At 43.5% G+C, this 24,169-nt stretch carries 24 protein-coding genes; 11 read left to right on the forward strand and 13 right to left on the reverse strand.

The features are described from left to right. Together IEV39_RS14665 and ligA are read left to right on the forward strand one after the other, a co-directional pair. Positions 1–1,011 (forward strand): cell division protein ZipA C-terminal FtsZ-binding domain-containing protein, encoded by a 1,011-nt coding sequence (locus tag IEV39_RS14665; protein WP_005283780.1) that lies wholly within the window; start codon positions 1–3, stop codon positions 1,009–1,011. 72 nt (positions 1,012–1,083) lie between these two features. After that, entirely contained in the window at positions 1,084–3,111 is a 2,028-nt protein-coding gene (gene ligA / locus IEV39_RS14670; protein ID WP_005283782.1) for an NAD-dependent DNA ligase LigA, read from the forward strand. Between the two features lie 70 nt (positions 3,112–3,181). Here the strand turns inward: ligA and IEV39_RS14675 are convergent, their stop codons facing one another. Further along, on the reverse strand, positions 3,182–4,237 hold the full coding sequence (locus IEV39_RS14675; RefSeq protein ID WP_005283784.1) for an SDR family oxidoreductase: 1,056 nt from the start codon (positions 4,235–4,237) through the stop codon (positions 3,182–3,184). A gap of 353 nt (positions 4,238–4,590) precedes the next feature. Here IEV39_RS14675 and ftn point away from each other — a divergent pair, with 353 nt between their 5' ends. Continuing rightward, on the forward strand, positions 4,591–5,055 hold the full coding sequence (ftn, locus tag IEV39_RS14680) for a heteropolymeric bacterioferritin subunit Ftn (RefSeq protein WP_005283786.1): 465 nt from the start codon (positions 4,591–4,593) through the stop codon (positions 5,053–5,055). A gap of 77 nt (positions 5,056–5,132) precedes the next feature. On the opposite strand, the gene IEV39_RS14685 is transcribed toward ftn, so the two are convergent. The 7 genes from IEV39_RS14685 to benA form a co-directional block, all read right to left on the reverse strand. Further along, the gene (locus IEV39_RS14685) at positions 5,133–6,401 is read right to left on the reverse strand and encodes an OprD family outer membrane porin (protein ID WP_005283789.1); all 1,269 of its coding nucleotides are present in this window, start codon (positions 6,399–6,401) and stop codon (positions 5,133–5,135) included. Between the two features lie 45 nt (positions 6,402–6,446). Continuing rightward, on the reverse strand, positions 6,447–7,805 hold the full coding sequence (locus IEV39_RS14690) for an aromatic acid/H+ symport family MFS transporter (RefSeq protein ID WP_005283792.1): 1,359 nt from the start codon (positions 7,803–7,805) through the stop codon (positions 6,447–6,449). 461 nt (positions 7,806–8,266) lie between these two features. Further along, positions 8,267–9,460, reverse strand: a complete 1,194-nt coding sequence (gene benE, locus IEV39_RS14695; RefSeq protein ID WP_005283795.1) for a benzoate/H(+) symporter BenE — start codon at positions 9,458–9,460, stop codon at positions 8,267–8,269. Positions 9,461–9,516: 56 nt separating this feature from the next. Next, positions 9,517–10,302 (reverse strand): benzoate diol dehydrogenase BenD, encoded by a 786-nt coding sequence (benD, locus tag IEV39_RS14700; protein ID WP_005283798.1) that lies wholly within the window; start codon positions 10,300–10,302, stop codon positions 9,517–9,519. A 21-nt stretch (positions 10,303–10,323) separates the two neighbouring features. Beyond that, on the reverse strand, positions 10,324–11,340 hold the full coding sequence (gene benC, locus IEV39_RS14705) for a benzoate 1,2-dioxygenase electron transfer component BenC (RefSeq protein ID WP_005283801.1): 1,017 nt from the start codon (positions 11,338–11,340) through the stop codon (positions 10,324–10,326). Between the two features lie 73 nt (positions 11,341–11,413). Beyond that, entirely contained in the window at positions 11,414–11,914 is a 501-nt protein-coding gene (benB, locus tag IEV39_RS14710; RefSeq protein WP_005283804.1) for a benzoate 1,2-dioxygenase small subunit, read from the reverse strand. Continuing rightward, complete coding sequence (gene benA, locus IEV39_RS14715) at positions 11,911–13,293, reverse strand: benzoate 1,2-dioxygenase large subunit (RefSeq protein ID WP_005283806.1); 1,383 nt, start codon at positions 13,291–13,293, stop codon at positions 11,911–11,913. Before benA ends, benB begins: the two co-directional genes overlap by 4 nt. Before the next feature lie 249 nt (positions 13,294–13,542). Here benA and IEV39_RS14720 point away from each other — a divergent pair, with 249 nt between their 5' ends. Then, complete coding sequence (locus IEV39_RS14720) at positions 13,543–14,502, forward strand: LysR family transcriptional regulator (protein WP_005283809.1); 960 nt, start codon at positions 13,543–13,545, stop codon at positions 14,500–14,502. Positions 14,503–14,580: 78 nt separating this feature from the next. Here the strand turns inward: IEV39_RS14720 and IEV39_RS14725 are convergent, their stop codons facing one another. Then, complete coding sequence (locus tag IEV39_RS14725; RefSeq protein WP_005283815.1) at positions 14,581–15,156, reverse strand: peroxiredoxin; 576 nt, start codon at positions 15,154–15,156, stop codon at positions 14,581–14,583. 132 nt (positions 15,157–15,288) lie between these two features. Here IEV39_RS14725 and IEV39_RS14730 point away from each other — a divergent pair, with 132 nt between their 5' ends. The 7 genes from IEV39_RS14730 (at position 15,289) to IEV39_RS14760 (ending at position 21,473) form a co-directional block, all read left to right on the forward strand. Beyond that, the gene (locus tag IEV39_RS14730) at positions 15,289–15,618 is read left to right on the forward strand and encodes a DUF6176 family protein (RefSeq protein ID WP_005283818.1); all 330 of its coding nucleotides are present in this window, start codon (positions 15,289–15,291) and stop codon (positions 15,616–15,618) included. Positions 15,619–15,660: 42 nt separating this feature from the next. After that, positions 15,661–16,374, forward strand: coding sequence for an alpha/beta hydrolase family protein (locus IEV39_RS14735; RefSeq protein ID WP_032883226.1), 714 nt, complete (start codon positions 15,661–15,663; stop codon positions 16,372–16,374). 336 nt (positions 16,375–16,710) lie between these two features. Beyond that, entirely contained in the window at positions 16,711–18,006 is a 1,296-nt protein-coding gene (gene bioA / locus IEV39_RS14740; protein WP_005283826.1) for an adenosylmethionine--8-amino-7-oxononanoate transaminase, read from the forward strand. Further along, positions 17,993–19,147, forward strand: a complete 1,155-nt coding sequence (locus IEV39_RS14745) for an 8-amino-7-oxononanoate synthase (protein WP_005283829.1) — start codon at positions 17,993–17,995, stop codon at positions 19,145–19,147. Before bioA ends, IEV39_RS14745 begins: the two co-directional genes overlap by 14 nt. Next, positions 19,144–19,896, forward strand: coding sequence for a malonyl-ACP O-methyltransferase BioC (gene bioC / locus IEV39_RS14750; protein ID WP_005283833.1), 753 nt, complete (start codon positions 19,144–19,146; stop codon positions 19,894–19,896). The genes IEV39_RS14745 and bioC overlap by 4 nt, the downstream gene beginning before the upstream one ends. Next, entirely contained in the window at positions 19,893–20,537 is a 645-nt protein-coding gene (bioD, locus tag IEV39_RS14755) for a dethiobiotin synthase (RefSeq protein WP_005283836.1), read from the forward strand. Before bioC ends, bioD begins: the two co-directional genes overlap by 4 nt. A gap of 264 nt (positions 20,538–20,801) precedes the next feature. After that, complete coding sequence (locus IEV39_RS14760; protein ID WP_005283839.1) at positions 20,802–21,473, forward strand: hypothetical protein; 672 nt, start codon at positions 20,802–20,804, stop codon at positions 21,471–21,473. A gap of 74 nt (positions 21,474–21,547) precedes the next feature. On the opposite strand, the gene IEV39_RS14765 is transcribed toward IEV39_RS14760, so the two are convergent. From IEV39_RS14765 to IEV39_RS14780, 4 genes are read right to left on the reverse strand one after another with little or no spacing between them, the layout of a single operon-like run. Then, positions 21,548–21,967 carry an ExbD/TolR family protein gene (locus IEV39_RS14765; protein ID WP_005283842.1) on the reverse strand — a complete coding sequence of 140 codons (420 nt, stop codon included), beginning with the start codon at positions 21,965–21,967 and terminating at the stop codon, positions 21,548–21,550. Between the two features lie 14 nt (positions 21,968–21,981). Further along, positions 21,982–22,410, reverse strand: coding sequence for an ExbD/TolR family protein (locus tag IEV39_RS14770; protein ID WP_005283843.1), 429 nt, complete (start codon positions 22,408–22,410; stop codon positions 21,982–21,984). 11 nt (positions 22,411–22,421) lie between these two features. Then, a complete protein-coding gene (locus tag IEV39_RS14775; protein WP_005283846.1) occupies positions 22,422–23,297 on the reverse strand; it encodes a MotA/TolQ/ExbB proton channel family protein in 876 nt (291 codons plus the stop codon). Positions 23,298–23,337: 40 nt separating this feature from the next. Then, positions 23,338–24,051 (reverse strand): TonB family protein, encoded by a 714-nt coding sequence (locus IEV39_RS14780; RefSeq protein ID WP_005283849.1) that lies wholly within the window; start codon positions 24,049–24,051, stop codon positions 23,338–23,340. Between the last annotated feature and the right edge of the window lie 118 nt (positions 24,052–24,169).

The following is a 24,169-nucleotide window of genomic DNA, read 5'->3' on the forward strand; positions in this document are numbered from 1 at the left end:
ATGGAAATGAATACAATAATAGGCATTGTTATCGCCGTTGTGATTATGCTCGTTGGTTTAATGATGCTGTTTAGAAAACCAAAACCGGTCGAGCCGTCATTAGAAGCGGATTTATATATTAATCCTGAAAGTCAGCAGCCTGTTATTCCTCGTCATGTACGAGATCAAGTTTTACCAGACGAAGTGGTCACCACAACTGAACGTGTTGAACCAAGCTTATATACAGATGCGGTTGCGGCAGAGACGCAGGTGCAAACAACAGGTGAGACTGCAAATACTGTAGAAAAAACAGAAGCTGTAGTTTCAACAGCAGAAGTGGCTAAAGAAGAAGCTGTTGAAGCAGTTGTAGACACTGAAACTGTTCAAAAAGATGAGACCGTGACTGCTGAAGCAGAAACAACAGTCGTCCCTGAAAATACAGAGACTACAGAGAAAGCTGAGGAAAATAAAACCGAAGCAGAACTGAGCTTGAATCCGAATATTGAAACGGTCGTCATTGAAGAGTTCGATGGCGAAAGTAATATTCTGGATGTGCATTTACATGAGCAGCAACGCTACGACGATGAGAGTGCTTTAGCCACCGCAGAGCAGATCATTGCCCTGAATGTTTATCCGAATCCGCGCCGTGCCTTGTCAGGTGATAAAGCACTCAAAGTCTTATTGAAATACGGTTTACGTTTCGGTGAAATGTCGTGCTTCCACCGTTATGAAAATACCGATGAACCAAGTGCCTTGATGTTCTCGGTATTGCGTATGACCGATAATGGCCCAGCGGGTTTTGATCTGGAAACCTTATCTGGCGAACAGGTGCAAGGTCTTGCATTCTTCCTGGCTTTACCCAATAGCAAAGCCGTTACCGGTTATGACATGATGACCAGTATTGCCGGTTTAATTGCGCGTGAAGTGGATGGTAAGGTTTATGATGAAAATAATCTGGAATTTACCCCGCAGTTAAAAGAACATTGGCGTCATCACGTGATTGATTATCGTCCAAATCAAGCAACAGCTTAATGAATCTTTTATAATAAATTCAGTGAAAAGTTATAGGGCGGTTTTTCCGCCCTTTTATATGGTGAAATTTAAATGGAACACAACTCAGTTATTGAGCAAATGCGTCAGTTGATTCAACTGATTGCAAAACATAATCATGCTTACTATGTGATGGATCAGCCTTCCATTTCAGACAGTGAATATGACCATTTATTTCATCAACTGAAAGCACTCGAACAACAATATCCAGACTGTATTCAGGCAGATACCCCGACCAATAAAGTGGGGGGACAAGCCTTATCAAAATTTGAAAGTGTTACCCATGCAGTACCGATGCTGTCATTGGGCAATGTCTTTAATCAGGAAGACCTGTTTGCTTTTGCCCGCCGTATTGATGAACGTTTACCGAATCAGAAAGTCCAGTATGAAGTAGAGCTGAAACTGGATGGTTTAGCGATTTCACTGTGGTATGAAAATGGGGTGTTGGTGCGTGGTGTGACTCGTGGCGATGGCGAGACGGGTGAAGACATTACCCAGAATGTCAAAACCATTCGCAACTTGCCAAAAGTATTATCTGGCCAGCATCAAGCCATTCCACAGTTTCTTGAGGTTCGTGGTGAAGTGTTGATGCCGAAGCAGGGCTTTGAAAAGCTCAACGCCGATCAGGAAGCCAAAGGCGATAAAACCTTTGCCAATCCACGTAATGCTGCAGCAGGTAGCTTAAGACAGCTTGATCCGAATATTGCAGCCTCACGCCCATTGGCGTTTTATGCCTATGGGATTGCGCAGTGTGTACCGAATCATGGACTTGAGACCATGCATGACAGTTTGCATTGGTTAACCCGATTTGGTTTTGAAATTGCAGAACGTCAATTCTTGTGTGCTTCAATTGAAGAGGTACAACAGCGCTATGAACAGATTCAACAAGAACGCCCAGACCTCAAGGTTGAAATTGATGGTATGGTGATTAAGGTGGACAGCCTTAAACAGCAGCAGCAACTCGGCTTTTTGAGTCGTGAACCGCGTTGGGCCACGGCTTATAAATTCCCTGCACAGGCCGCACTGACCAAAGTTGAAAATATTGACTGGCAAGTGGGTCGTACAGGAACATTGACACCGGTTGCACGTTTAGCACCTGTCTTTGTGGGTGGGGTAACGGTATCAAATGTGACCTTACACAATATTGGTGAAATTCATCGTTTAGATGTGCGCGTTGGCGATACCGTCAGTGTCTACCGTACTGGCGATGTGATTCCAAAAGTTGAGAAAGTCTGGGCAGAGTTCCGTCCTGTGGATGCCGAGATGGTACATCTTCCAGAAAATTGTCCCGTCTGTGACTCGCCTGTGGTGATGCCGGAAGGTGAGGCCTTGGCACGTTGTTCGGGCGGTTTGTATTGTGCAGCGCAGCGTATCGAGGCGATTCGTCATTTTGTTTCACGTAAAGCACTAGATATTGAAGGTTTAGGCGATCGTTGGGTGGAATCACTTTTGCATCTCGACTTGCTCAAAGATGTGGCTGATATTTATCATTTGCATGAACATCGCGCGACCTTATTGACCATCGAGAAAATGGGTGAGAAATCGGTTCAGAACCTGATTGATGCGATTGAAGCCAGCAAGAAAACCACGTTGGCACGCTTTATTTATGCCCTGGGGATCCGTGGAGTGGGTGAGACCACAGCGCGTATGCTGGCGAATACGTTCCAGACGCTTGAGGCTCTGAAATCAGCAGATATTGAAGCACTCAAGAAAACACCTGATGTCGGTGATATTACCGCAGAATGGATTGCTGATTTCTTTCAGGCACCGCATAACATTGAGGTACTGGATCGTTTAATGGCGGCGGGTATTCATTGGGATGCACCGACTGCACCAACGCGTCAACCATTGAATGGTGAGAGCTGGGTGGTGACTGGAACGCTGGAAAGCATGGGACGTGATGAGGCGACACAAAAGCTGCAAGCCTTAGGTGCCCGTGTCAGTGGCAGTGTGTCCAGTAAAACCAAATGTGTGGTTGCGGGCGAGAAAGCGGGTAGCAAGCTGGATAAAGCGCAGAAACTGGAAATTCGCGTAATGAATGAACAAGAGTTCTTAGAGTTCTTGCAACAGTATGAAGCATAGATTCTTGATTTAAATTTTGAATCAGTGTGAATTGATAAAAAGGCGGCATCAATGCCGCCTTTTTCTTGTATTAAATATATTTTTTCACAATGCCATCATCCAGCAATTGCTGGAAATGTTCACAGACACTTTCACGCACATCGCGATATTCAATGCCGAGTTCTTTGACGCTGCGTTGCGCATTAAAATAGATTGGATAACCCATATTCAATTTTACAAATTCACGTGAATGGCCGAGGACTGGCGCGACAAAAGCAAAGGCATTTTTTGGCACAGTAAAATGCGGGAAGGGAAACTTATAGCCAAACTTCTGAGTAAGTGCTTTGCCCATGTCCAATAAGCTGAGTGTGCCCCCACAAATGATATAACGGCCGTGTGCTTCCGGATTCAATGCAGCGGCGACATGGGCATCTGCCACATCACGTACATCAACAATGCCATTCCACATCGGTGGTACACCAAACAAGGTGGTGCCATTACCAAACTGTTGCAATACTTCAATACTGCCTGACTGACTCGCATCGGTGAGGGATGGCCCCATGACTAAAGCCGGGTTAATGCACACCAGATCCCAACGATCTTGCTGTTCTACCATTTCCCAGGCTTTGCGTTCGGCCATGACTTTGGAATAAGGATAGGGCTGATGTGTTTCGCTACTGGTGGTGTTCCAGTGATTTTCATCAAATTCATTATTGGCGGTATTTTGAATCTCAACTGCATCGCCATAGGTTGAGGCAATACTTGAGGTGAGTACCACACGTTTAACCGATTCAGTGCGATTAACGCTGTTTAAAACATTTTCTGTGCCTTTTACCGCCGGCTCAATAATGTCTTTGACTGCATCTTTATAGTTGGTGACCACGAACGGTGATGCAGTATGAATCACGATTTCACAATCTTTCATTGCTTCATCAAATGAACCTGTTTCAAGCAAATCTGCTTTGAAAAACTGGATGTGCCCAGATGATAGCTCTGCCAGATCATAGAGATGCTGAATCTTGTTTTTCTTTGATGGATCACGCACTGTGGCATGAACCGTATAACCTTGCTTGAGCAGGCGTTCAATAATCCAGCCTGCAATATAACCCGTCGCGCCAGTGACCAAAATCGGTTTACTTTTATCCATTGTGGTTTCCACATTATGTTTTTGTGATTGCTGTTATTTACCGAATTTTGCTTAAACAAACAACAGCTGGGCAGTCATTTTTTAGGTTTTTTTGATCAAAACTTCGGCGAAATAAGAAGCATTGCTAATCGTTACAAAAAATCAAACAAATGATTTTCAATAGAATTATCCATTTTTAAAGCAATAAATGATATGCAAAGGCTTATTTTATTTAGATAAATTCGGCTAACCAGAACTGTAAATGCGTATGTTTCTCATTTTAATTTTATAAAAATCATAAACTTACACACTTTTATTTTTGCAATTCCATTATAACTTGGCCATAATATTGTCATTCGATAGGAGTAAGTATTATGCGTGGCAATCCAGAAGTCATCGACTATTTAAATATGCTCATTGGCGGTGAATTGGCTGCTCGTGATCAATATTTAATTCATTCAAGAATGTACGAAGATTGGGGCCTGAACAAGATCTATGAGCGTATTGACCATGAAATGCAGGAAGAAGCATCTCATGCTGATGCCATTATTCGTCGTGTTCTGTTTCTTGGTGCTCAACCGAATATGAACCGTGAAGACATTAATGTCGGTAAAGATGTTGTCAGCTGCTTAAAGGCTGATTTAGCACTTGAATACCATGTCCGTGAAAAACTGGCAGTGGGTATTAAACTGTGTGAAGATAAAGGCGATTACATTAGCCGTGATATGTTGCGTCAGCAGCTTTCTGATACAGAAGAAGATCATACCTACTGGTTAGAAAAGCAATTACGTTTAATTGAATTGATCGGTTTGCAGAATTATATTCAATCACAAATCTAATTGAGCCGTTTGAATGTGTGCTGCAAAAGAGAACTTCATCTGAAGTTCTCTTTTTTTGTGAGGAAGAAATATAAAACTTAGAATTTTTTACTATAGTTCACAAATAAGCGGTCTTCACCAAAGTCATTGCCATGTTTGACATCATAGTCGATGCGGATGTACTGCAAAGCAAAGCCTTTGAGATACGGCTGTTGAAAGGCATAATTCACAATAATATTGGACTCGGTCTCATGGTTTTTCTCACCATTGGCTGCCTTAAAGTCATGTCCATAGACATATTTCACCATGGCATTCAGCCCAGGCATATAGTCCTTAAAATCATAGCCATACATCAGGTGATATGACTTTTCATTCTTTTTGAAGAAACCTGTGGCATTCCAGTTGATAAAATAGGTTTCAGGCAGGAAGCCGTCAGGTAAAGGATAAGCAGACTCCCCGATAATCTGTTGATAGCCCAAACCAAAAGACTGATTATCTAGTTTTAGCATTTCCAGAACACCAATATTTTGCGCATCAATATCAAAGTTGCTACCGTCATTTTTGGCATTGAAATATTTAAACTTGGAATTCAGGGTGAAGTCGGGTTGTTTCCAGGTATGCTCTAGCCCCACATAGTGTTTATTGTAGAGGTCTTCTAAATTGCCGAAGTAGTATTCGGCCTTTAATGAAGGTGTCAGTTGATAACGCAGATCCAGATAATTTAAGCCATCGGAATATTCAGTTTTGCCATTCGCGGTAAAAGAAAATTTACGGAAATCTTCTTCATTGCGGGACGATACTTTGGTGACACGGCCTATTTCGGCATAGAGCTGGTCAGAGAGCTGTGACTTTAAATTGGTACCCCAATAAGAAGCCAATAACTGGCGACTGGCATCTACTGCCGTTACAGGCAGATCCAGCCAGAGTTCACCGACACTGAGCAGGGTCTTGTCATAGCCCAGTTTCAGGGTCGCACCATATTTTAAATAATCAGAGGCTTGTGATTGGGTTTGGGTGTCAAAGGGTAACACCGTATCTGCCACATGCTTATCCTTGCTTAAACGTAGCGCATATTGCACTGAAGCATCTGCCCCGATGGTGACTGGCTTATCTGCGATTTGCAGTGGCGTATCCTGCATATTGGATTTGTAAAATAAAGACGCCGCTTGTGACCAGCTTCCCGTATCTTTCAGGCTTGGGTTGTCATAGTCGCGATTGATATAAGCATTTTTCAGGGTAAATTTCCATTCATCCTGAGTGGGCTGGGTCATCTCGGCAGCAAAAACCATTGGGCAAGCCAAGCCGCCCATTGCCAATAAGGTTGCAACCGTTAAGTGCGAAGGGGAAAAGTGCTGTAATAATTTCATAATCCATATCCGAAGTCAGTGCACCAGTCCTCGGTGCACAGGGTTTTATTGCTGAGTCAATGAAGGTTGGGAGTTAAAGCGGGTCGCGGGTTGAGCCGCAACAGAGACTTTTAAATTCACTAGGAAGATGGCGAGCGCGGCGATAATGCCGGGAATCGCGATGGCGAGAAAATTCATTTGATGGGGCAATTCAAAGGTGAGTAAAGCACCGGTTAACACAGGACCGATGATGGCACCAATTCGACCAATGCCTGAGGCCCAGCCCATACCGGTTGAACGTACTGCGGTGGGGTAGAATTGTGCAACAAAGGTATAGAGTAAGATTTGTGAGCCAATGGTTGCGGCACCAGCAATTGCAATCAGGCTATACAAGATAAATTGTGGGCTATTGAAACCCAGTAAGATCAGGGCAGCAGCGCCAATCACGAACATACTGGTAATCACGGGTTTTAAATGGAATTTATCCGCTAAGGCACCCCCGCCAATTGCACCGACCATGCCGCCAATATTCAATGCAAACAGGAACAGCATACTGGCACCTAAAGAATAGCCCGCCTGTAGCATCAGTTTCGGTAACCAGCTACCCAACGCATAGACCATTAACAGACACATAAAGAAGGCAATCCAGAACATAAAGGTGCTAAAGCTACGACCTTGCTGGAATAGGGCACGAACAGGGGCATCAGTCGTGGTACTTTCATTTAGAACCAGCGCTGAATTGTGGGTTAATTCAGTTTCAGGTGAAATTTTAGTGACAATCATTTTGGCTTGATCGTGATGATTCGATTTCACTAAGAAAGCCAATGATTCAGGCAGAAATTTCCAGATCACAGGCAACAGTAACAGCGGAATGCCTGCAATTAAAAACATGATCTGCCAGCCCATGTCTTTGACTAACCATGCACCCAGTAAGGCAGAACTCATGCCGCCAATGGCATAGCCGCTAAACATCAGTGCGACTAAGGTACTGCGGATTTTTTTCGGTGCATATTCGGTCATCAACGCGACAACGTTTGGCATCACACCACCAATGCCAAGTCCCGCGATAAAACGTAAAATGGCAAATTCAGTGGGGCTTTTTGCAAAAGCACCTAAGAAGGTAAAGCCACTGAATAAAGTGACGCAGATCAGAATGGTTTTTTTACGGCCCAGTTTGTCTGAGAGTGTGCCAAAAATCATGGCACCAAACATCATTCCGAACAACGCTGCACTGGCAAGCAATCCCGCTTGCACGGCAGTCAGTGACCATTGCTGCATCAGCAAGGGCAGTGCAACACCGTAAATGACCAGATCATAACCGTCAAAAATAATAATGATCAGGCACCAGATTAAAACCTTCCAGTGAAATGCGGTAAAACGGGCTTTATCAATAATGTCATTAATATTGACCTTGTTTGTGTCCATTGCTTCACCTCCAATTTGTGAAGTACAGGTTATTTTTTATTAAACTATTTTGTTATCGGAGCAGAGTCAAAAACCTAATTGATATATCTTTATGTCTTTAAAGTATTGTGATTTTTATTGGTTAAATATTTGAAAAATATTGTTTTTAATTTATGTTTTTATGCTGTGGTATAAGAGGGTGAATTAGTGTTAAATATTAAAATACGAGAATACTGGTTATTTTAAAGTGGTGTTTTTAAATATTTTTGGATCAATAATCATAAGTGAATAAATAAGGTTTTTATTCAATGATCGGGTTGTTTTATCAAGTGTTAAAATACAGAATAAAATTCGTTTTATCTTCGGATTAATTCTTTTTGAGTTTAAATTTTTAAATGCAAAAATCCAGAAAACGTCTAGCAAGAGCTGAGTTTTCTGGAAAAATAGAGCGTATGATTTAGAAAAGAAGCGTAATTTTGTTGTTAAGTCGAAGCTGCATGCTTGCTTGGCGTGAGAATCAGATGGGCAATTACCCCGATACAAATCCCCCAGAAGACTGAACTTAAGCCTAGAAAATGCATGCCAGAAGCGGTGGCGAGAAAAGTAATCAGTGCAGCATCACGGTGTTGAGGATTTTGCATGGCAGCGGTGATATTGGTTGCAATTGCGCCGAGTAAGGCGAGGCCAGCCAAAGCCGCAACCAGTTCTTTTGGCAGCAAACTGAATAACATCACAAGACTGCCTGCAAACAGTCCGCCGAGAATATAAAAAATCCCGTTGGCAATCCCTGCGATATAGCGTTTTTCTTTCAGTTCATGGGCATCCTTGCCCATACACAAGGCCGCTGTAATCGAGGCGAGGACGATGGTAATACCGCCAACACAGGCAACGGCTAAAGAAGCAATACTGGTAGCACTGATAATGGGTTTGGCAGGCGTGTCATAGCCGCTCAGTTTCATGATCGCCATACCCGGTAAAAACTGGCCGGTTAGGCTGACTAAAATGAGCGGAACAGCGAGGTTGAGTGTTGAGTTCCATGTCCATTCTGGGCTAATCCACTGTGGAATAGCTAAACTAAAACTCACATCAACCGGATTCATTTTGCCTAAAATGAGGCTTAATAAAACTCCAGCAGCTAACACCCAAATCATGGTGTAGCGCGGCATCAGCCTTTTAGCGACCAAGAACACAATCAACATGCTAAACACGATCAACGGCATATGATCTGAAGCAGTAAACAGATTGATGCCAAACTGGAACAGGATTCCCGCCATCATCCCTGCAGCAACATCTTGCGGAATCCATTTCAGTAGTTTGTCGAAACAGCCTGTAATCCCAATGAGAAAAATCACGATGGCGGAGGTGATATAGGCCGCGACTGCTTCATTCAGTGAAATGTCAGGAAATAGCGTCACCAATAAGGCGGTACCGGGCGCAGACCATGCGGTAATAACGGGTGTTTTATATTTTATCGAGAGATAAATCCCCGCCACCGCAGCACCGATGGAAATGCCCCAGATCCATGACACCATCATCTCGGTTGAGACATGGGCACGTTGCGCCGCTTGAAAGAAAATAATCAGTGGTCCTGAATAAGAAATCAGAACCGCAAGAAAACCCGCAACCGTGGCTGAAATGGACCAATCTTGTTTTAATGTTTTGAGTAAAGTTGTCATTAGGTGATGGCCTCCATGCACATCCGGTACTTTATCTAAAATGCAAAAGATCAGGATTAACCCTGATCTCCACCTCCCACGGGGATGACGCTGCCGGTGATATAAGAGGCATCATCGGAGGCAACGAAGACAATGGCTTTGACCTGTTCCTCAATACTGCCATAACGGCCCATGAAGGTGCGATCTATGGTTTGATCCACCACTTGTTGCATCCAGTCTTTTTCATTTTGACTGAGTGGACTGCTATTGCGCGGCACTTTACGTGGTGGGGCTTCGGTGCCGCCTGTGGCAATGGCATTGACGCGAATTCCATCTTTGGCATGTTCAAAGGCCAGCGATGCCGTCAGTGCATTAACGCCACCTTTGGCGGCAGAGTAGGGAATACGGTTAATCCCGCGAGTTGCAATCGATGACACATTGACAATCACACCAGCCTGTTGCTGAATCATTGTAGGCAAGACCGCTCGGCAGCACCATAATGTCGGAAACAACGAGCGATTCACTTCCTTGATAATTTCCTGTTCAGAGAATTCCTGAAAAGGTTTCATCCAGATTGCGCCCCCCACATTATTGATCAGCACATCGACCCGACCAAAATGTTGAATAGCTTTGGTAACCACAGTTTGTGCACCTGCAAAGCTTTCCAGATCGGCTTGAACCGTAATGGCCTCAGCACCTAAGGCTTTGACTTCAGCCAACACATCCTGCACATAATCGGAAAGGTCGGCCAGAACCAGTTGTGCACCTTCCGCCGCCAGTTGTAGCGCCACCCCACGACCAATGCCTTGAGCACTACCTGTGACAATCACCACTTTATCGCTAAATCTTTGCAGGTTTGACATGGATAACTTTCTCACCTTGAATTAGTTTGCTGAGAATTTCTCAAACAGGAAGTTGGCAGGTTTGATCTGTTCAGCATCTAACCAGCCACGGACAGCTTCGACCATCGGTACAGGACCGCACAGATAAATATCGACATCGCCGCTATTGAGCCATTCAGATTCAATATGGCCTGTGACATAGCCTTTACGCGCATGTTGACTGTCAGGATTTGCCACCACCGTTCGATATTCGAACCACGGGAATTTCGCCTGCAACTCATTCAGTTTTTCTAAAGCCACCAGATCAAAGTCGTTGGTCACGCCAAACACTAAACGTACAGGTTGGTTAGAACCTTTTTCTTCCAGCACCTGTAGCATCGAGATAAATGGGGCAATACCGGTACCACCTGCCAGCATCAGCACAGGTCGCGTTACATTGCGTAGATAAAAGCTACCGAAAGGACCGGTAAAGGTCATTTTATCGCCCGCTTGTGCGGTCTTGCTTAAGAAGTCGCTCATTTTGCCATTTGGGACATTACGCACCACAAAGCCCGTTAAGCGGTTGCCCGGTTTTGAGCTAAATGAATATGAACGGGTTTCACCTGTTTCAGGAATTGCGACATTGACATATTGTCCTGCAAGGAAGTGAATATCGGGCTGACCTTCATCCAGCTGGATGTCAAAAGTAATGGTCGAGTCTGATAGATTCTCAACCCGAGCCAATGTGCCTTGGAAAGCATGAATTTCAGTTTTGCAGACATCAGAAGAAGCTTGAATCTGGAATACGGCATCTGAACTTGGGCGGCATTGGCACGCCAGAATATAGCCTTGCTCCGCTTCTTCTGGGGTGAGGGCATCTTCGATATAGCTTTCTTCCGGCATGTCATAACTGCCATATTCGCAGAATGCACGGCAAGTACCACAGGCACCGTCACGGCAGTCCAACGGGATATTAATTTTTTGGCGATAAGCAGCATCGGACAGGGTTTCACCTTGAGCGACACTGATAAAACGTGTCACACCATCTTCAAATTGAAGTGCGATATTGTGGTTTGACATGGCATGTATCCTACAAAATATTTGAAACTTTTACCCTCAGCCAACAGTCCGTTTGGCTGAGGAGAGCTATTTTTTACAGGTGGTAGATATCAATCACTTGATTGATATAGTCATTTTTCAAAACCACATACTTGCTCAGGATTTTGGGCTGATCACCCGAACAATCGATCACATAACGTGACATGCCAAAGTAGCTATAGGTGCTTTTATAACGGAAGCTCAAGGTATTCCAGTTGAAGCGAACGGTGACTTTATCGCCGTCGCGTTCAATCACTTCAACATTGGCAATATTGTGGCAAGTACGGGTATCAGGCATGGTGGCAGAAGAGCGTTCGGTCTTGATCCGGAACACACGGTCTTCCAGTCCTTGACGATCTGGATAATAAATCAGCGAGATTTCAGACTGTGGATCCTGCGTGAGCTGGTCATTGTCATCCCATGCCGGCATCCAGAAACTGGCCTCAGTTGCATAGCAATTCAGCCAGTCATCCCATTGTTCATCATCTAAAAAGCGAGCCTCACGATAGAGAAACTGAGCAATATTTTCTAAAGTTAGGTTGTCTTGGGCACTCATGCTGTTTCTCCCTGATCAGCAATTTGTTTCTCTGATGAAATCGCATGTTTCATGGTTTTTAACCAATATTGATGTTGGGCAAGATAAAGTCCTTCATCTTCGGTTTTAATCCCACTGAGCATGGGTTTTAAACCAATTTCATTGGCAGCCTCATCAGGACCATAAATCCAGTGTTTGGAACCACGACACATGTCATTCCATTCCAGTGCGATCCCGGCATAACCGGCCTGACAGGCACGGAATTCTTCCAGGTCATCGGGAGTGGCCATGCCTGAGGCATTAAAGAAATCTTCGTATTGACGAATACGACGCGCACGTGCCTCTGGGGCTTCACCTTTTGGCGCAATACAGTAAATCGTGACTTCAGTGCGATCGACTGAGATAGGACGTAATACCCGAATTTGCGAACCGAACTGATCCATTAAATATACGTTTGGATACAGACACAGATTGCGCGAACGTTCAATCATCCATTTCGACATGGCTGCACCGTATTTCTCGGTATATTCATCTGCCTTCGGGAAGTTCGGGCGATCTTCTGGATTGGCCCATTGCGTCCATAGCAACATATGACCATTTTCAAAACCATAAGAACCACCGCCTTGCTTGCCCCAAGAACCTGCGCTCATGGCACGGATATTATCGGCAGCTTGGGTCTCTTTGCGGTGTTGTGTAGTGGCGGCATAGTTCCAGTGCACTGCCGAAACGTGATAACCATCAGCCCCATTTTCAGCCGTCAGTTTCCAGTTACCTTCATAGGTATAGGATGATGTGCCACGCAGTACTTCCAGACCATGCTCGGATTGATCAACAATCATGTCGATGATTTTGCTGGTTTCACCCAAGAATTCTTCAAGTGAGGGTACATCTGGATTGAGGCTACCGAACAAGAAACCTTTGTAGTTTTCAAAACGTGCGACTTTTTTCAGGTCATGTGAACCGTCCTGATTAAAGCAATCCGAATAACCTGCTTCACTGGGATCTTTCACTTTGAGGAGTTTGCCTGAGTTGTTAAAGGTCCAACCGTGGAAAGGGCAGGTATAGGTGGCTTTGTTACCGCGTTTATGACGGCAAAGTTGGGCACCACGATGCGAACAGGCATTAATCATGGCATTCAGTTCGCCGTTACGGTTGCGGGCGATGATGACAGGTTGACGACCAATGTGGGTGGTGTAGAAATCGTTGTTATTGGGAATTTGGCTTTCATGGGCCAGATACACCCAATTGCCTTCGAAAATGTATTTCATTTCAAGGTCAAATAGCGCTTGATCGGTAAACACTGAACGATGAAGTTTAAATTCACCCGTGTCGATATTATCGACCAGTAATTCATCAATGCGGTCAAGATGGCTGGTATTGATTACAGGAATACGTGGCATGTCCGTTCTCCGACTTTCCAAAACTGTGGAAGTCATCGAGTTGCGCTTAAAGCGTCTCGATATCCTAATAAGTTGAATGTAGCGAGTGTGGTGGCTTGAACCGATAAGGATGAATGTGGGCAGCTGGAATCTAGCGGAAGCGATTCATAACTTCATCGGTTTATCTCTTGTCTATACCTTAAAAGAATGAGTAAACTCTGTCTAAGACTGAATTTATATTTTTATATATCTTAAAGGTATGGAAACCTCATGGAATTACGTCATTTACGGTATTTTGTTGCGGTTGTTGAAGAACAGAGCTTCACCAAGGCCGCAGAAAAACTATTTATTGCTCAACCACCTTTGAGCCGGCAGATTCAAAATCTGGAAAGTGAGTTGGGTATTCAACTGTTCGAGCGCGGTAGTCGACCTCTACAAACCACACCTGCCGGACATTTCTTTTATCAGCATGCGATTAAACTTTTGTCTAATGCTGAAGAAATTAAAAGTATGGCGAAACGGATAGGACTGATTGAACGCAGTGTCACGATTGGTTTTGTCGGATCGTTGCTATATGGCCTATTGCCACGGATCATTTATTTATTCAGGCAACAGCAGCCGCATCTTAATATTCAACTGGTGGAAATGAGCACCACAGAACAAGTGCAAGCCTTAAAAGAAGGTCGCATTGATGTGGGCTTTGGTCGCTTAAGAATTAGTGACCCTGCGGTTAGGCGAATTTTATTGCGCAAGGAACGTCTGGTGGTGGCGGCGCATACCAGCCATCCGATTGCGCAGCGGACGGAAGGAGTCTATCTGGCTGATCTGATTGATGAAAAGATGTTTATGTATCCCACATCTCCAAAACCTAATTTTTCGACTCAACTGTTGAATATTTTTGCCGAGCATAGCCTGGTCCCCAAAAATATGCATGAGATACGGGAAATCCAGCTGGCTTTAGGTCTCGTGGCGGCAGGTGAAGGTTTATGTGTGATTCCTGCCAGTGCGGATACCATTCGTTTTCCCCATCTCAATTACATTCCAATTCTGGACAATGGAGCCGTCAGCCCCATCTTTCTGACCGCACGGGCAATGGATCGTAGTGAAGACCTACAGTTGTTATTTGATTGTGTTTATCAGGTCTATGATCTGGAAGGCATTCCTTATCAGCGCACTGTATTTACACTGGATCAGAATCCGATTGATGATTCCAATGGCATTGATTTTTAAGTAAGTATAAAAATGCCTAGACTTCAAATAGCTAGGCATATTATTACTCATTAAGCTGACTCAGAATCTTCAACGCAATTATTTGCTTTGTAAAGTTTTGAGATCTTTCAAGACTTGATCGGCATGAGTTTGCGTATTCACGCTGGTGTAGTGATACATCACCGCGCCTTGAGGATTAATCAAAAAACTCTCGCGTTTGGCAATTTTAGTAATACCCAGGTTTCGAACGATGCCAAATTTAGTTGCCAGTTCACCCTGATCATCTGCAAGAATTGGGAAGGGCAGGCCGAGTTTTTCCGAGAATTTTTGATGTGAGGCAACATCATCCAGACTGACCCCCAGCACCACAGCATTTGATTTGGTAAATTGAGGGTAGAGTGATTTAAATTGATTGGCTTCTTGGGTACAACCCGCCGTATTATCTTTTGGATAGAAATAGAGCACCACCCATTTGCCTTTATATTGGCTCAATGTATGCCATTTCCCACTCTGGTCTTGCAGTTTGAAATCCGGTGCGGATTTTCCAACCCATTCTTTTTGTGCAGTATCTTGTTTCGAAAATAAGGTATTTTGTGCACTAGTTAATGTGGGTGCGCCGAGTAAAAAAAGTGAGCTACATAAAACAAGAACTTTGGACTTTATCGTATTCATCATGTTGATCTCAAAGTGTAATAGCAGCTACTTTAGCAAATTTAGAGATTGGATGGGGTAGAAAATTCTTTACAGAGTTTTGATCTGCTTTATATATTTAAACCGAATGATCATTAAAAAAGAAAAGGAAAATCAATGGATGTTGGTGCAGTCCTGATTAAATTAAAAGCCAATAGCATGGCCGATGTCGAAGTCTGGCAACGTGAAATTCAACAACGTAAAGCCGAAGCGATTCAAACGCTGCAAGCTGAAGGAGTAACCGTTGAATCTTGGTTTCAACTTGAACTGAATGGCGACGATTATTTACTCGCCTATATGCGTGCTAAAGATATTGCGCATGCACAACAGGTTGCAAGAAACAGTGCCTTTGAGATTGATCAAGTCCATCGACAGTTCAAGCAGCATTGGGCGCAGGTGATTCCAGCGCAGCTTTTGGTAGATTTGGAAAATAATGAGCAGTGTTAATCAGGGTATACTGCATTGAAGTTTTTGGAAATGAGCAAGCACGTGACCTATAAGATTCTACTCATCACGGGATGGGGCGGTGGTGCCGAATTATTAAAACCTTTACATGAGGCTTTAGAACAAAAGAGACATCGCGTTGAACGGATTAATATCTTTAATGCGCTGGATGATGAGATATTGCAACAGCAGGTTGAACGTGCAGTGAAATTTGATGTGATTGTGGGATGGTCGCTTGGTGGACAACTGGCAACCTTACTGGCCAATCAAATCCAACAACAATATGCTGAACAGAAAGTTTTAATCACTTTAGCGTCGAATCCATGTTTTGTAGCACAAGCAGATTGGAGCACTGCTATGCCTGTGGAAACCTTTATGCAGTTCAAACAGTCATTTGAACAGGATGCGATTAGTACTTTAAAGCGTTTTGGCTTGTTGGTCTGTCAAGGTGCAAATTCTGCAAAGAAAGATTTCGTAGCGATGCAAAAATTGATTCGTCCACAACCGATTGCCTTGCTTCGGCAGGGATTAGAGTTGCTGGAGCAATTGAACTTGGTTGAGTGGTATGAAAATTATCAAGGTAGACAGTTGCATGTCTTTGCCGAGCATGATGCATTAGTTCCTTACCAAGTTGTACAAAAAACTAAAGATTTAGCTGCAAGTAATCTATCTGTTGTTTCGATTGATGGCGCTTCGCATGGTTTTCCGTGCTTTATGGTGGAGCAGACTGTGCAAATAATTGAAGATTTTATTCAGTAGACAGTTTAATCTTGCTTGAATTGAAAGTTCTCGCAATATATTTTAGATTTTGACAAGTTTAAGATAAAACCTATTTTATAGATCTAACGGAATCGTGCCGAGTACTCATCCATTTTCAGGATATGCCTTCGGCGACCTACTTTTCTTTCGGGAAAAGTAGGCAAAACCATTTGTCATCTGCAGAACCTGCTCACTTCTTTCATTTTTTCTTTTGATCAAGTGTACGAAGCCTTGTATTTTATTTATACCACGCAGGCTGCAGATGACATTTCCGAGTATCGAAAAGTGTGATCAGGCAAATGGTAAATTTTGAAATAGTAGCAAATGAGGTAAAGGATGACCGATTTATTTGATTTAGAACATATATGGCATCCCTATACTTCGATGTTGAATCCACTGCCAACTTTTAAAGTGAAACGTGCCTATGGTGCAACTATTGAACTGGAAGATGGTCGAACTTTGGTGGATGGCATGTCGTCATGGTGGTGTGCGATTCATGGTTATAACCATCCTGAACTGAACAAGGCCGTTGCTGATCAATTGCAGAACATGGCACATATCATGTTTGGCGGTTTGACTCATGAACCGGCGATTGAATTAGGTAAACTCTTATTAAAAATTACGCCGCCGAACTTAGATAAGATTTTCTATGCAGATTCAGGTTCGGTTGCCGTAGAAGTGGCTTTAAAAATGGCCGTGCAATATTGGACTGCGTTGAATCAACCCGAGAAAACCAATTTTATTACCACGCGCTCTGGCTATCATGGTGATACCTGGAATGCAATGTCTGTCTGTGATCCAGTCACGGGAATGCATCAGATTTTTGGTACTAGTTTACCCAATCGCATTTTTGTGCCTGCGCCCCAAAGCCGCTTCGATGCAGAATGGAATCCACAAGACATTCAGGAACTCAAGCAACAGATTGAACAGCATCATCACAGTATTGCAGCCCTCATTATCGAGCCAATTGTACAAGGTGCAGGCGGCATGCGTTTTTATCATCCTGAATATTTACGTCAGGCCAAAGCGTTGTGTGAGCAATACAATCTATTGTTAATCTTTGATGAAATTGCCACGGGATTTGGGCGCACAGGTAAAATGTTTGCGTGGGAACACGCACAGGTTGAACCCGATATCATGTGTATAGGTAAGGGCTTAACAGGCGGTTATATGACCCTGTCTGCGACCTTAACCACTAAACAAGTGGCTGAAACCATTAGTCGAGGGGAAGCAGGCGTATTTATGCATGGGCCAACCTTTATGGCGAATCCATTGGCGTGTGCAGTTGCTTTAAGAAGTACTCAATTATTAGTGGAACAGGATTGGCAAGCCAATATTCAACGAATTGAAAAGATTCTGGTTGAACAATTAACCGATTTAGCACAGCTTGACCACGTTGCGGATGTACGGGTTTTAGGGGCGATTGGCGTGGTTGAATTAACCAGCAATGTGGATATGAAAACCTTACAGCAACAGTTTGTTGAACGGGGGATTTGGGTACGACCATTTGGAAAATTGGTCTATATAATGCCACCGTATGTGATTAGCGATGATGAACTCCATTATTTATTAGCACAGATGAGTGAGGTGGTGAAAAATATGCAAGGAGTAAATGCCAATGTCCTTGCTTGATCATTATGCCGAGCAGCTTGAGCAACTCAAACAGCAAGGTAATTTTCGCCAATTTACTTCAAATCAACAGCAAGGACGATGGATCACCATTCAAGATCGAACCATGTTGAATCTGGCATCCAATGATTATTTAGGTCTTGCCGCTGATTTAACTTTAAGAGAAGAGTTTCTTGATACACTGAAAATCGAACGGTCGCTCTTTAGTTCATCTTCTTCACGCTTGCTCACAGGTAATTTTGCAGAATATGAACAGTTTGAAAATAGCCTAAGCAAAGCCTTTGGCCGTGCGGCCTTACTCTTTAATAGCGGCTACCACATGAATATCGGTATTTTGCCAGCCTTAGCTGATAGTAAAACCATGATTCTGGCCGATAAACTGGTGCATGCCAGTATGATTGATGGCATTCGATTATCAACTGCTCAATATGTACGTTATCGTCATAATGATTTGCAGCATCTGGAACAGTTATTGCAAAAGTATCATCAAGATGAGCAAATTGAACGCATTATTGTGGTGACCGAAAGTATTTTTAGTATGGATGGTGATGAAACGGATCTAGCTGCATTGGTACAGTTAAAGCAACGCTTTGCCAAAACCATGTTGTATGTCGATGAAGCTCATGCGATTGGCGTCAGGGGTAAGCAAGGTCTTGGTTGTGCTGAACAATATGGTGTATTGGATCAGATTGATTTCTTGGTGGGAACCTTTGGTAAAGCAATTGCCTCGGTAGGCGGCTATATCATTTGTGATTCAATCATCCGTGATTATCTGATCAATAAAATGCGGCCACTGATTTTTAGTACTGCGTTACCGCCGATCTCGATGGCATGGTCAGATTTCATGTTTAATAAAGTATTGAGCATGCAGCCACAGCGTCAGCACTTGGCTGAGATCAGTCAGTATTTACAACAGGCAGTGGTTGCCAAAGGTTTCTCTAGTCCTTCCAGCAGTCATATCATTCCAATTATTTTAGGCGAAAGCCAAGCGGCCATTGAAAAAGCACGCTATGTACAACAACAGGGTTTTTATGCCATGCCAGTACGCCCACCAACCGTGCCACAGAATAGTTCACGCTTGCGTATTTCCTTAACCTCTTTGGTGCAAAAAGCAGAGTTGGAGCAATTGGTGGAGTGTTTGTGAGCATCAATAAAACACTGGTTGCGCAACGTTTTGCCAAAGCAGGGCAAAGCTATGTCGAGCATGCTGTGGTACAGAAACAGATTAGTGCGCAATTATTTGAATATCTGAAAGCATATTATCCACACAACTTGGACTCAGTTCTTGAGATCGGTTGTGGTTCGGGTAATCTCACTCATTTGTTTCAGTCCCATTTTCAGGTTGAACAGCTGTTTTTAAACGATTTATATGAGGATGTCGAGCAGCATTTTTCAAGCGTTGACAAGATTAATTGGTTGATCGGTGATATTGAGCAACTAATGTTACCGCAATGTTTGGATGCAGTGATTTCCAGTTCTGCTTTGCAATGGATGATGGACCTGCCTGCGTTATTGCAACGGATTCATGGGACGTTAAACCCTCATGGATATTTCGGCTTTTCTACCTTTGGTCCTGATAATCTCACTGAAATTAAGCAACTGACAGGACAGGGTTTAAATTATGTCGATCGTGATGTGCTGCAACAGCAGTTGCAACAGCAAGGCTTTGAAGTGCTATTCATCGCGCAAGAACTGAAGCAGGTTTATTTTGATCATCCCAAATCGGTATTGCAGCATTTGAAAGCGACTGGGGTAACCGCAACAGCGAAATCACATCGCTGGACCAAGCAATCCTTGCAGAAGTTTTATGCAGATTATCAACAGTTTTATGATGAGCAGGGTTTCCGCCTGACTTATCATCCGATTTATGTGATTGCACGGAGAATAGCATGAGTGCAGCAATTTATTTTGTCAGCGGCATTGATACCGAAATTGGTAAAACCTATGCCACAGGCTATCTCGCCAAGCTTTGGACCGAACAAGGGCGACGAGTGATTACCCAGAAGCTGGTGCAGACGGGGAATGTTGATGTCTCGGAAGATATCGAAAAACACCGTGAAATTATGGGCAGTGGCTGGTTTCAGGAAGACCATGACAAGCTCACCATGCCTGAAATTTTTACTTATCCTGCCTCGCCGCATTTAGCCACCCGTCTGGATGGGCGTGATCTGAATTTTGCCAAGATTGAAGCTGCGACCAAAGAGCTGGCTCAGCGTTTTGAGGTGGTGTTGTTAGAAGGTGCGGGTGGTTTAATGGTGCCTTTAACCACAGAATTGCTGACCATCGATTATATCGCTCAGCATCAATTTCCTGTGATTTTGGTCACTTCTGGGCGTTTGGGGAGTATTAACCATACTTTGTTGAGTTTAGAGGCATTAAAGCAACGTGGTTTGAGTTTGCATGCTTTAGTGTATAACTTAAAGGATGAGTCGAAAGATCCGGTGATTTCTAAAGATACCGCAGATTATCTAAGAGCTTATCTGGCAAAGCATTTTCCTGATGCGCAATGGATTGAGTTGGAAAAGTTTAAATAATTTTAATTAGAATCAAAATAGTGGCTCTTCATGGAGTCGTGCCGAGTTTAAGCTAAGGTTTGGGATAAACCTGCGGTTCGCCCTACTTTGGTTTCGCCCAAAGTAGGCAAAGGCATTGTCATCCACAAAACCTGTTCTCTTTTTGTTCTTGTTTTTATTATCTCGCAGAAACAATATATTGCAAAATTCACGCAGGTTGTGGATGACGTTTCCGAGTATCATATTTCATGTGAAAGTTTCGCTTGTATAAAAGTAAGGCCTAAAATGAACAAGAAAAATAAATTAGTTCTATCCATTTTATTTGGATTTTTGATTCCAGTCTCAGCATCCTATGCTGCTGTACCGACAGATAAAACCATCATCAGTTGGATCACCAACTTACAAGATTCAAATGCCAATCCACCCCAAGCCATTCAGATCGATTCTACTGAAGCCGTAAAACTGATCTCAGGAGAAGAAGCTTATTTATCGGGTGTGAGTTTTGAAAATGCAGGGCGTAACTTTTGGGGAGGTTATGTATTAACCCGTCCAAAATTAAAGCAGGCGCGAATCTTGAAAGCGTTTGGTGGTCAATCGAATAGTTTTAAAGTGCATCCAACTGTTTATAAAGGTAAGCCGATTCAACTGATCGAAATTGAAAGCGCAGGCTCAGGACAGGGCACCGTAGAGTCGAGTAAAAGTCTGGTTTATTTAAATCAATGGACCAGTAAGCTGATTGCAGAGGTAGAGGAGTCTTCTTACGAAGGGCGTTATGATGATAAATCAGGAGCAGAAGACTGTCGTACTGGTCGAGATAATTCAGGCTATTTAAATGTGATGCCTTATTCACCTTATGTTATTCGAACCACCGTGACAGGGGATGCCTGCAACAATAAACCTCAAGGCTATAAAGTGAGTAGTAAGCTGATTCCGATTGTAATTAGTGAAATAAAATAAAAAAAGCTAACAAGCGAACTTGTTAGCACAGGAGTAAACTTGTCATTATTGAATGAATTTCTTATTTTTATTGTTTAGTTATTACTGACGATGCCAATTTTGGTGACATTGCTCTGTTGAGCGAGTGCCATCACCATGGCTATGTTTTTATATTCCGCCTGGGCATCAGGTTTAAACTTGATTTGATCCTGATCGGCTTTTTTGGCAACTGATTCAAATAAAACCTTTAGTGCCTGACGATCAGCCACTGCCTGATCATTCCAGAAAATATGCCCTTGCGCATCGACCCGCAGATTGATGGTCTCTGGTGGTTTTTGATCTGTTGGTGGCGGTGGCGTACCATTTGGCAAATTAATGTTAATCGCATTATTCGGAATCGGGATAGTGATAATGAACATAATCAACAGCACCAACATGACATCAATCAGCGGTGTCATGTTGACGTCGAGCATGACATCTTCTTCATCATTTTTTGAACCCACATTCATACCCATGTGTGATTCTCCTATTATGGTGTGGTCGCAGGTGGGGTCGTGACAAATGCAATTTTGCCAATACCCGCTTGCTGAGTTGTACTGATTACCTGATCAATCGCGTCGTAATGTGTCAGTTGATCGCCACGAATATGAACCTCAGGCTGCGGACGTTTTTGTGCTTCGGCCTGTAAGCGTGCAAGTAAGGTTTCCTTATTTGCAACATGTTGTTCATTCCAGAAAATATCACCCGTTTTATTCACTGAAAGCTGGATATTTTGTGGTGTGGTGGCATAAGGTGTATTTTTTTCTTCAGGCAGTTTTACTGGAACGGTGTGTGTGACCACTGGCACTGTAATTAAAAAGATAATCAGTAGTACCAGCATGATGTCGACTAACGGGGTGGTATTAATTGTTCCGATCACATCATCATCATTTTGATCTGAATTAATCATCATGCCCATAATGGTGTTCCTTATTTAGAATCACGGTTTGGATGGTTACTGTTTAAGTCACCGCTGAGGAGTACGGCATGTAGGTCCGAACCAAATGAGCGAACATTGTCCATAACCGCTTTATTACGACGGGTTAACCAGTTATAACCAAGTACAGCTGGAACAGCCACAGCGAGACCAATTGCGGTCATAATCAGTGCTTCACCCACAGGTCCAGCAACTTTATCAATCGATGCTTGGCCTGAAATACCGATCGCTGTAAGCGCATGATAAATCCCCCAAACTGTTCCAAATAAGCCGACAAATGGCGCGGTTGAACCCACAGTAGCAAGGAAGGCTAGACCATTGCTTAAGTGACTTTGTACTTTTTCGATTGCACGTTGGATTGAAATGGTCACCCATGTGTTGAAATCAATACGCTCTAATAAGGTACCGTCATGGTGTTTGGTCGAGCGGATGCCTTTTTCTGCAATATAACGATAGCTACTGTTTGCATTTAAACTATCGGCTGCACTATTTAAAGATTCCGCTTCCCAGAAATTACGCTCAGCTTCTGTAGCATGGCGCTTGATTTTACTTTGTTGAAATACTTTCGACAGAATGATGTACCACGTCCCAATCGACATCAGGACTAAAATAAACAAGGTTGATTTCGCGACTAAGTCACCTTCGCGCCACAGGGCTTCCAGGCCATAAGGATTATGGACTTTTTCAACAGTTGCAGGTAATGGTGGCGGGGTTGGTGTTGCTTGTGCTGTGGCATCAGTCGCTACAGTTGTTACCGCTGTGGTTTGCGTAGTTTCATCGGCCCACACGGTTGCAACGGGCAGTAAGGTACTTCCTGCAATCAGGCCAATTGCTGCGATTTGAGAAATACGTTTTGCTGTGTTTGTCATCTTTAAATTCTCCAAAAATTTGTTTGTTCGATACATTTAATTAGGAAAGCGTGAATGGATATTCGATTTCGTACCATTCTTGTTGTGGTACACCGTCTTTCATTGCTGCTTTAAAAGTACACAGGCTATACGCTTTAATAGCCGCCTTATCTAAGCTTTTACTGCCACTTGATTTTTTGACTTTTGAGTCAATGACTTTGCCTGAACCATCAACCAGTACACGAATACGCACCGTACCTTCTTCTTCATTCATCAAGGCTTCACGAGGATATTCAGGTTTTTGACAGCCCGCTTCGCCTTCAGAAACGCCGCGTGAAATTCCTGCCGGTTTAGCTGGAGCCGCAGGTGCGGCAGGCGCTGTTGGAGCAGCAACAGGACTTGGACTTGCTGCAGCAGGCGTAGGTGTTGGTGTAGCAACAGCCGTTTTGGTCGGTTGAGCTGGGGCTGGTTTTTGCACAGGTGTGACTTTCTCCACCTGTTTAGGTGGGTCAGGCATTTTGGCCACTTTTTCGACCATTTTCGGTGGCTCGGGTGGCTTTTCTTTAGGTTTTGGTTCCTCTGGTTTTGGAGGCGGTGGTGGTTTGATGTCCTGAATAATCTGTAGTTCTACAGGCTTATCGACAGGCTTGCTAAAGTCGGTCGCTAAACTTGTCATCAGAATATAGGCGATAATGAGATGTAGAAATAACACCAAACCAATACCAACAAGGCGTTTGGCAGGTTGATTTTCATTCTCAGAAAAGGGGATGCCCATAATTACTCCTGAAATTGTAATCATGAATTCATCGTCGTTTGGAGGAAGGGATCAATTAAAAATTGATACTGACCACTTTAATGTTCAATGAATCAGAGGATTACGGTGAACCACTACG

Origin of the sequence: Acinetobacter courvalinii, from assembly GCF_014635545.1 — a bacterium.
GTDB lineage: Bacteria > Pseudomonadota > Gammaproteobacteria > Pseudomonadales > Moraxellaceae > Acinetobacter > Acinetobacter courvalinii.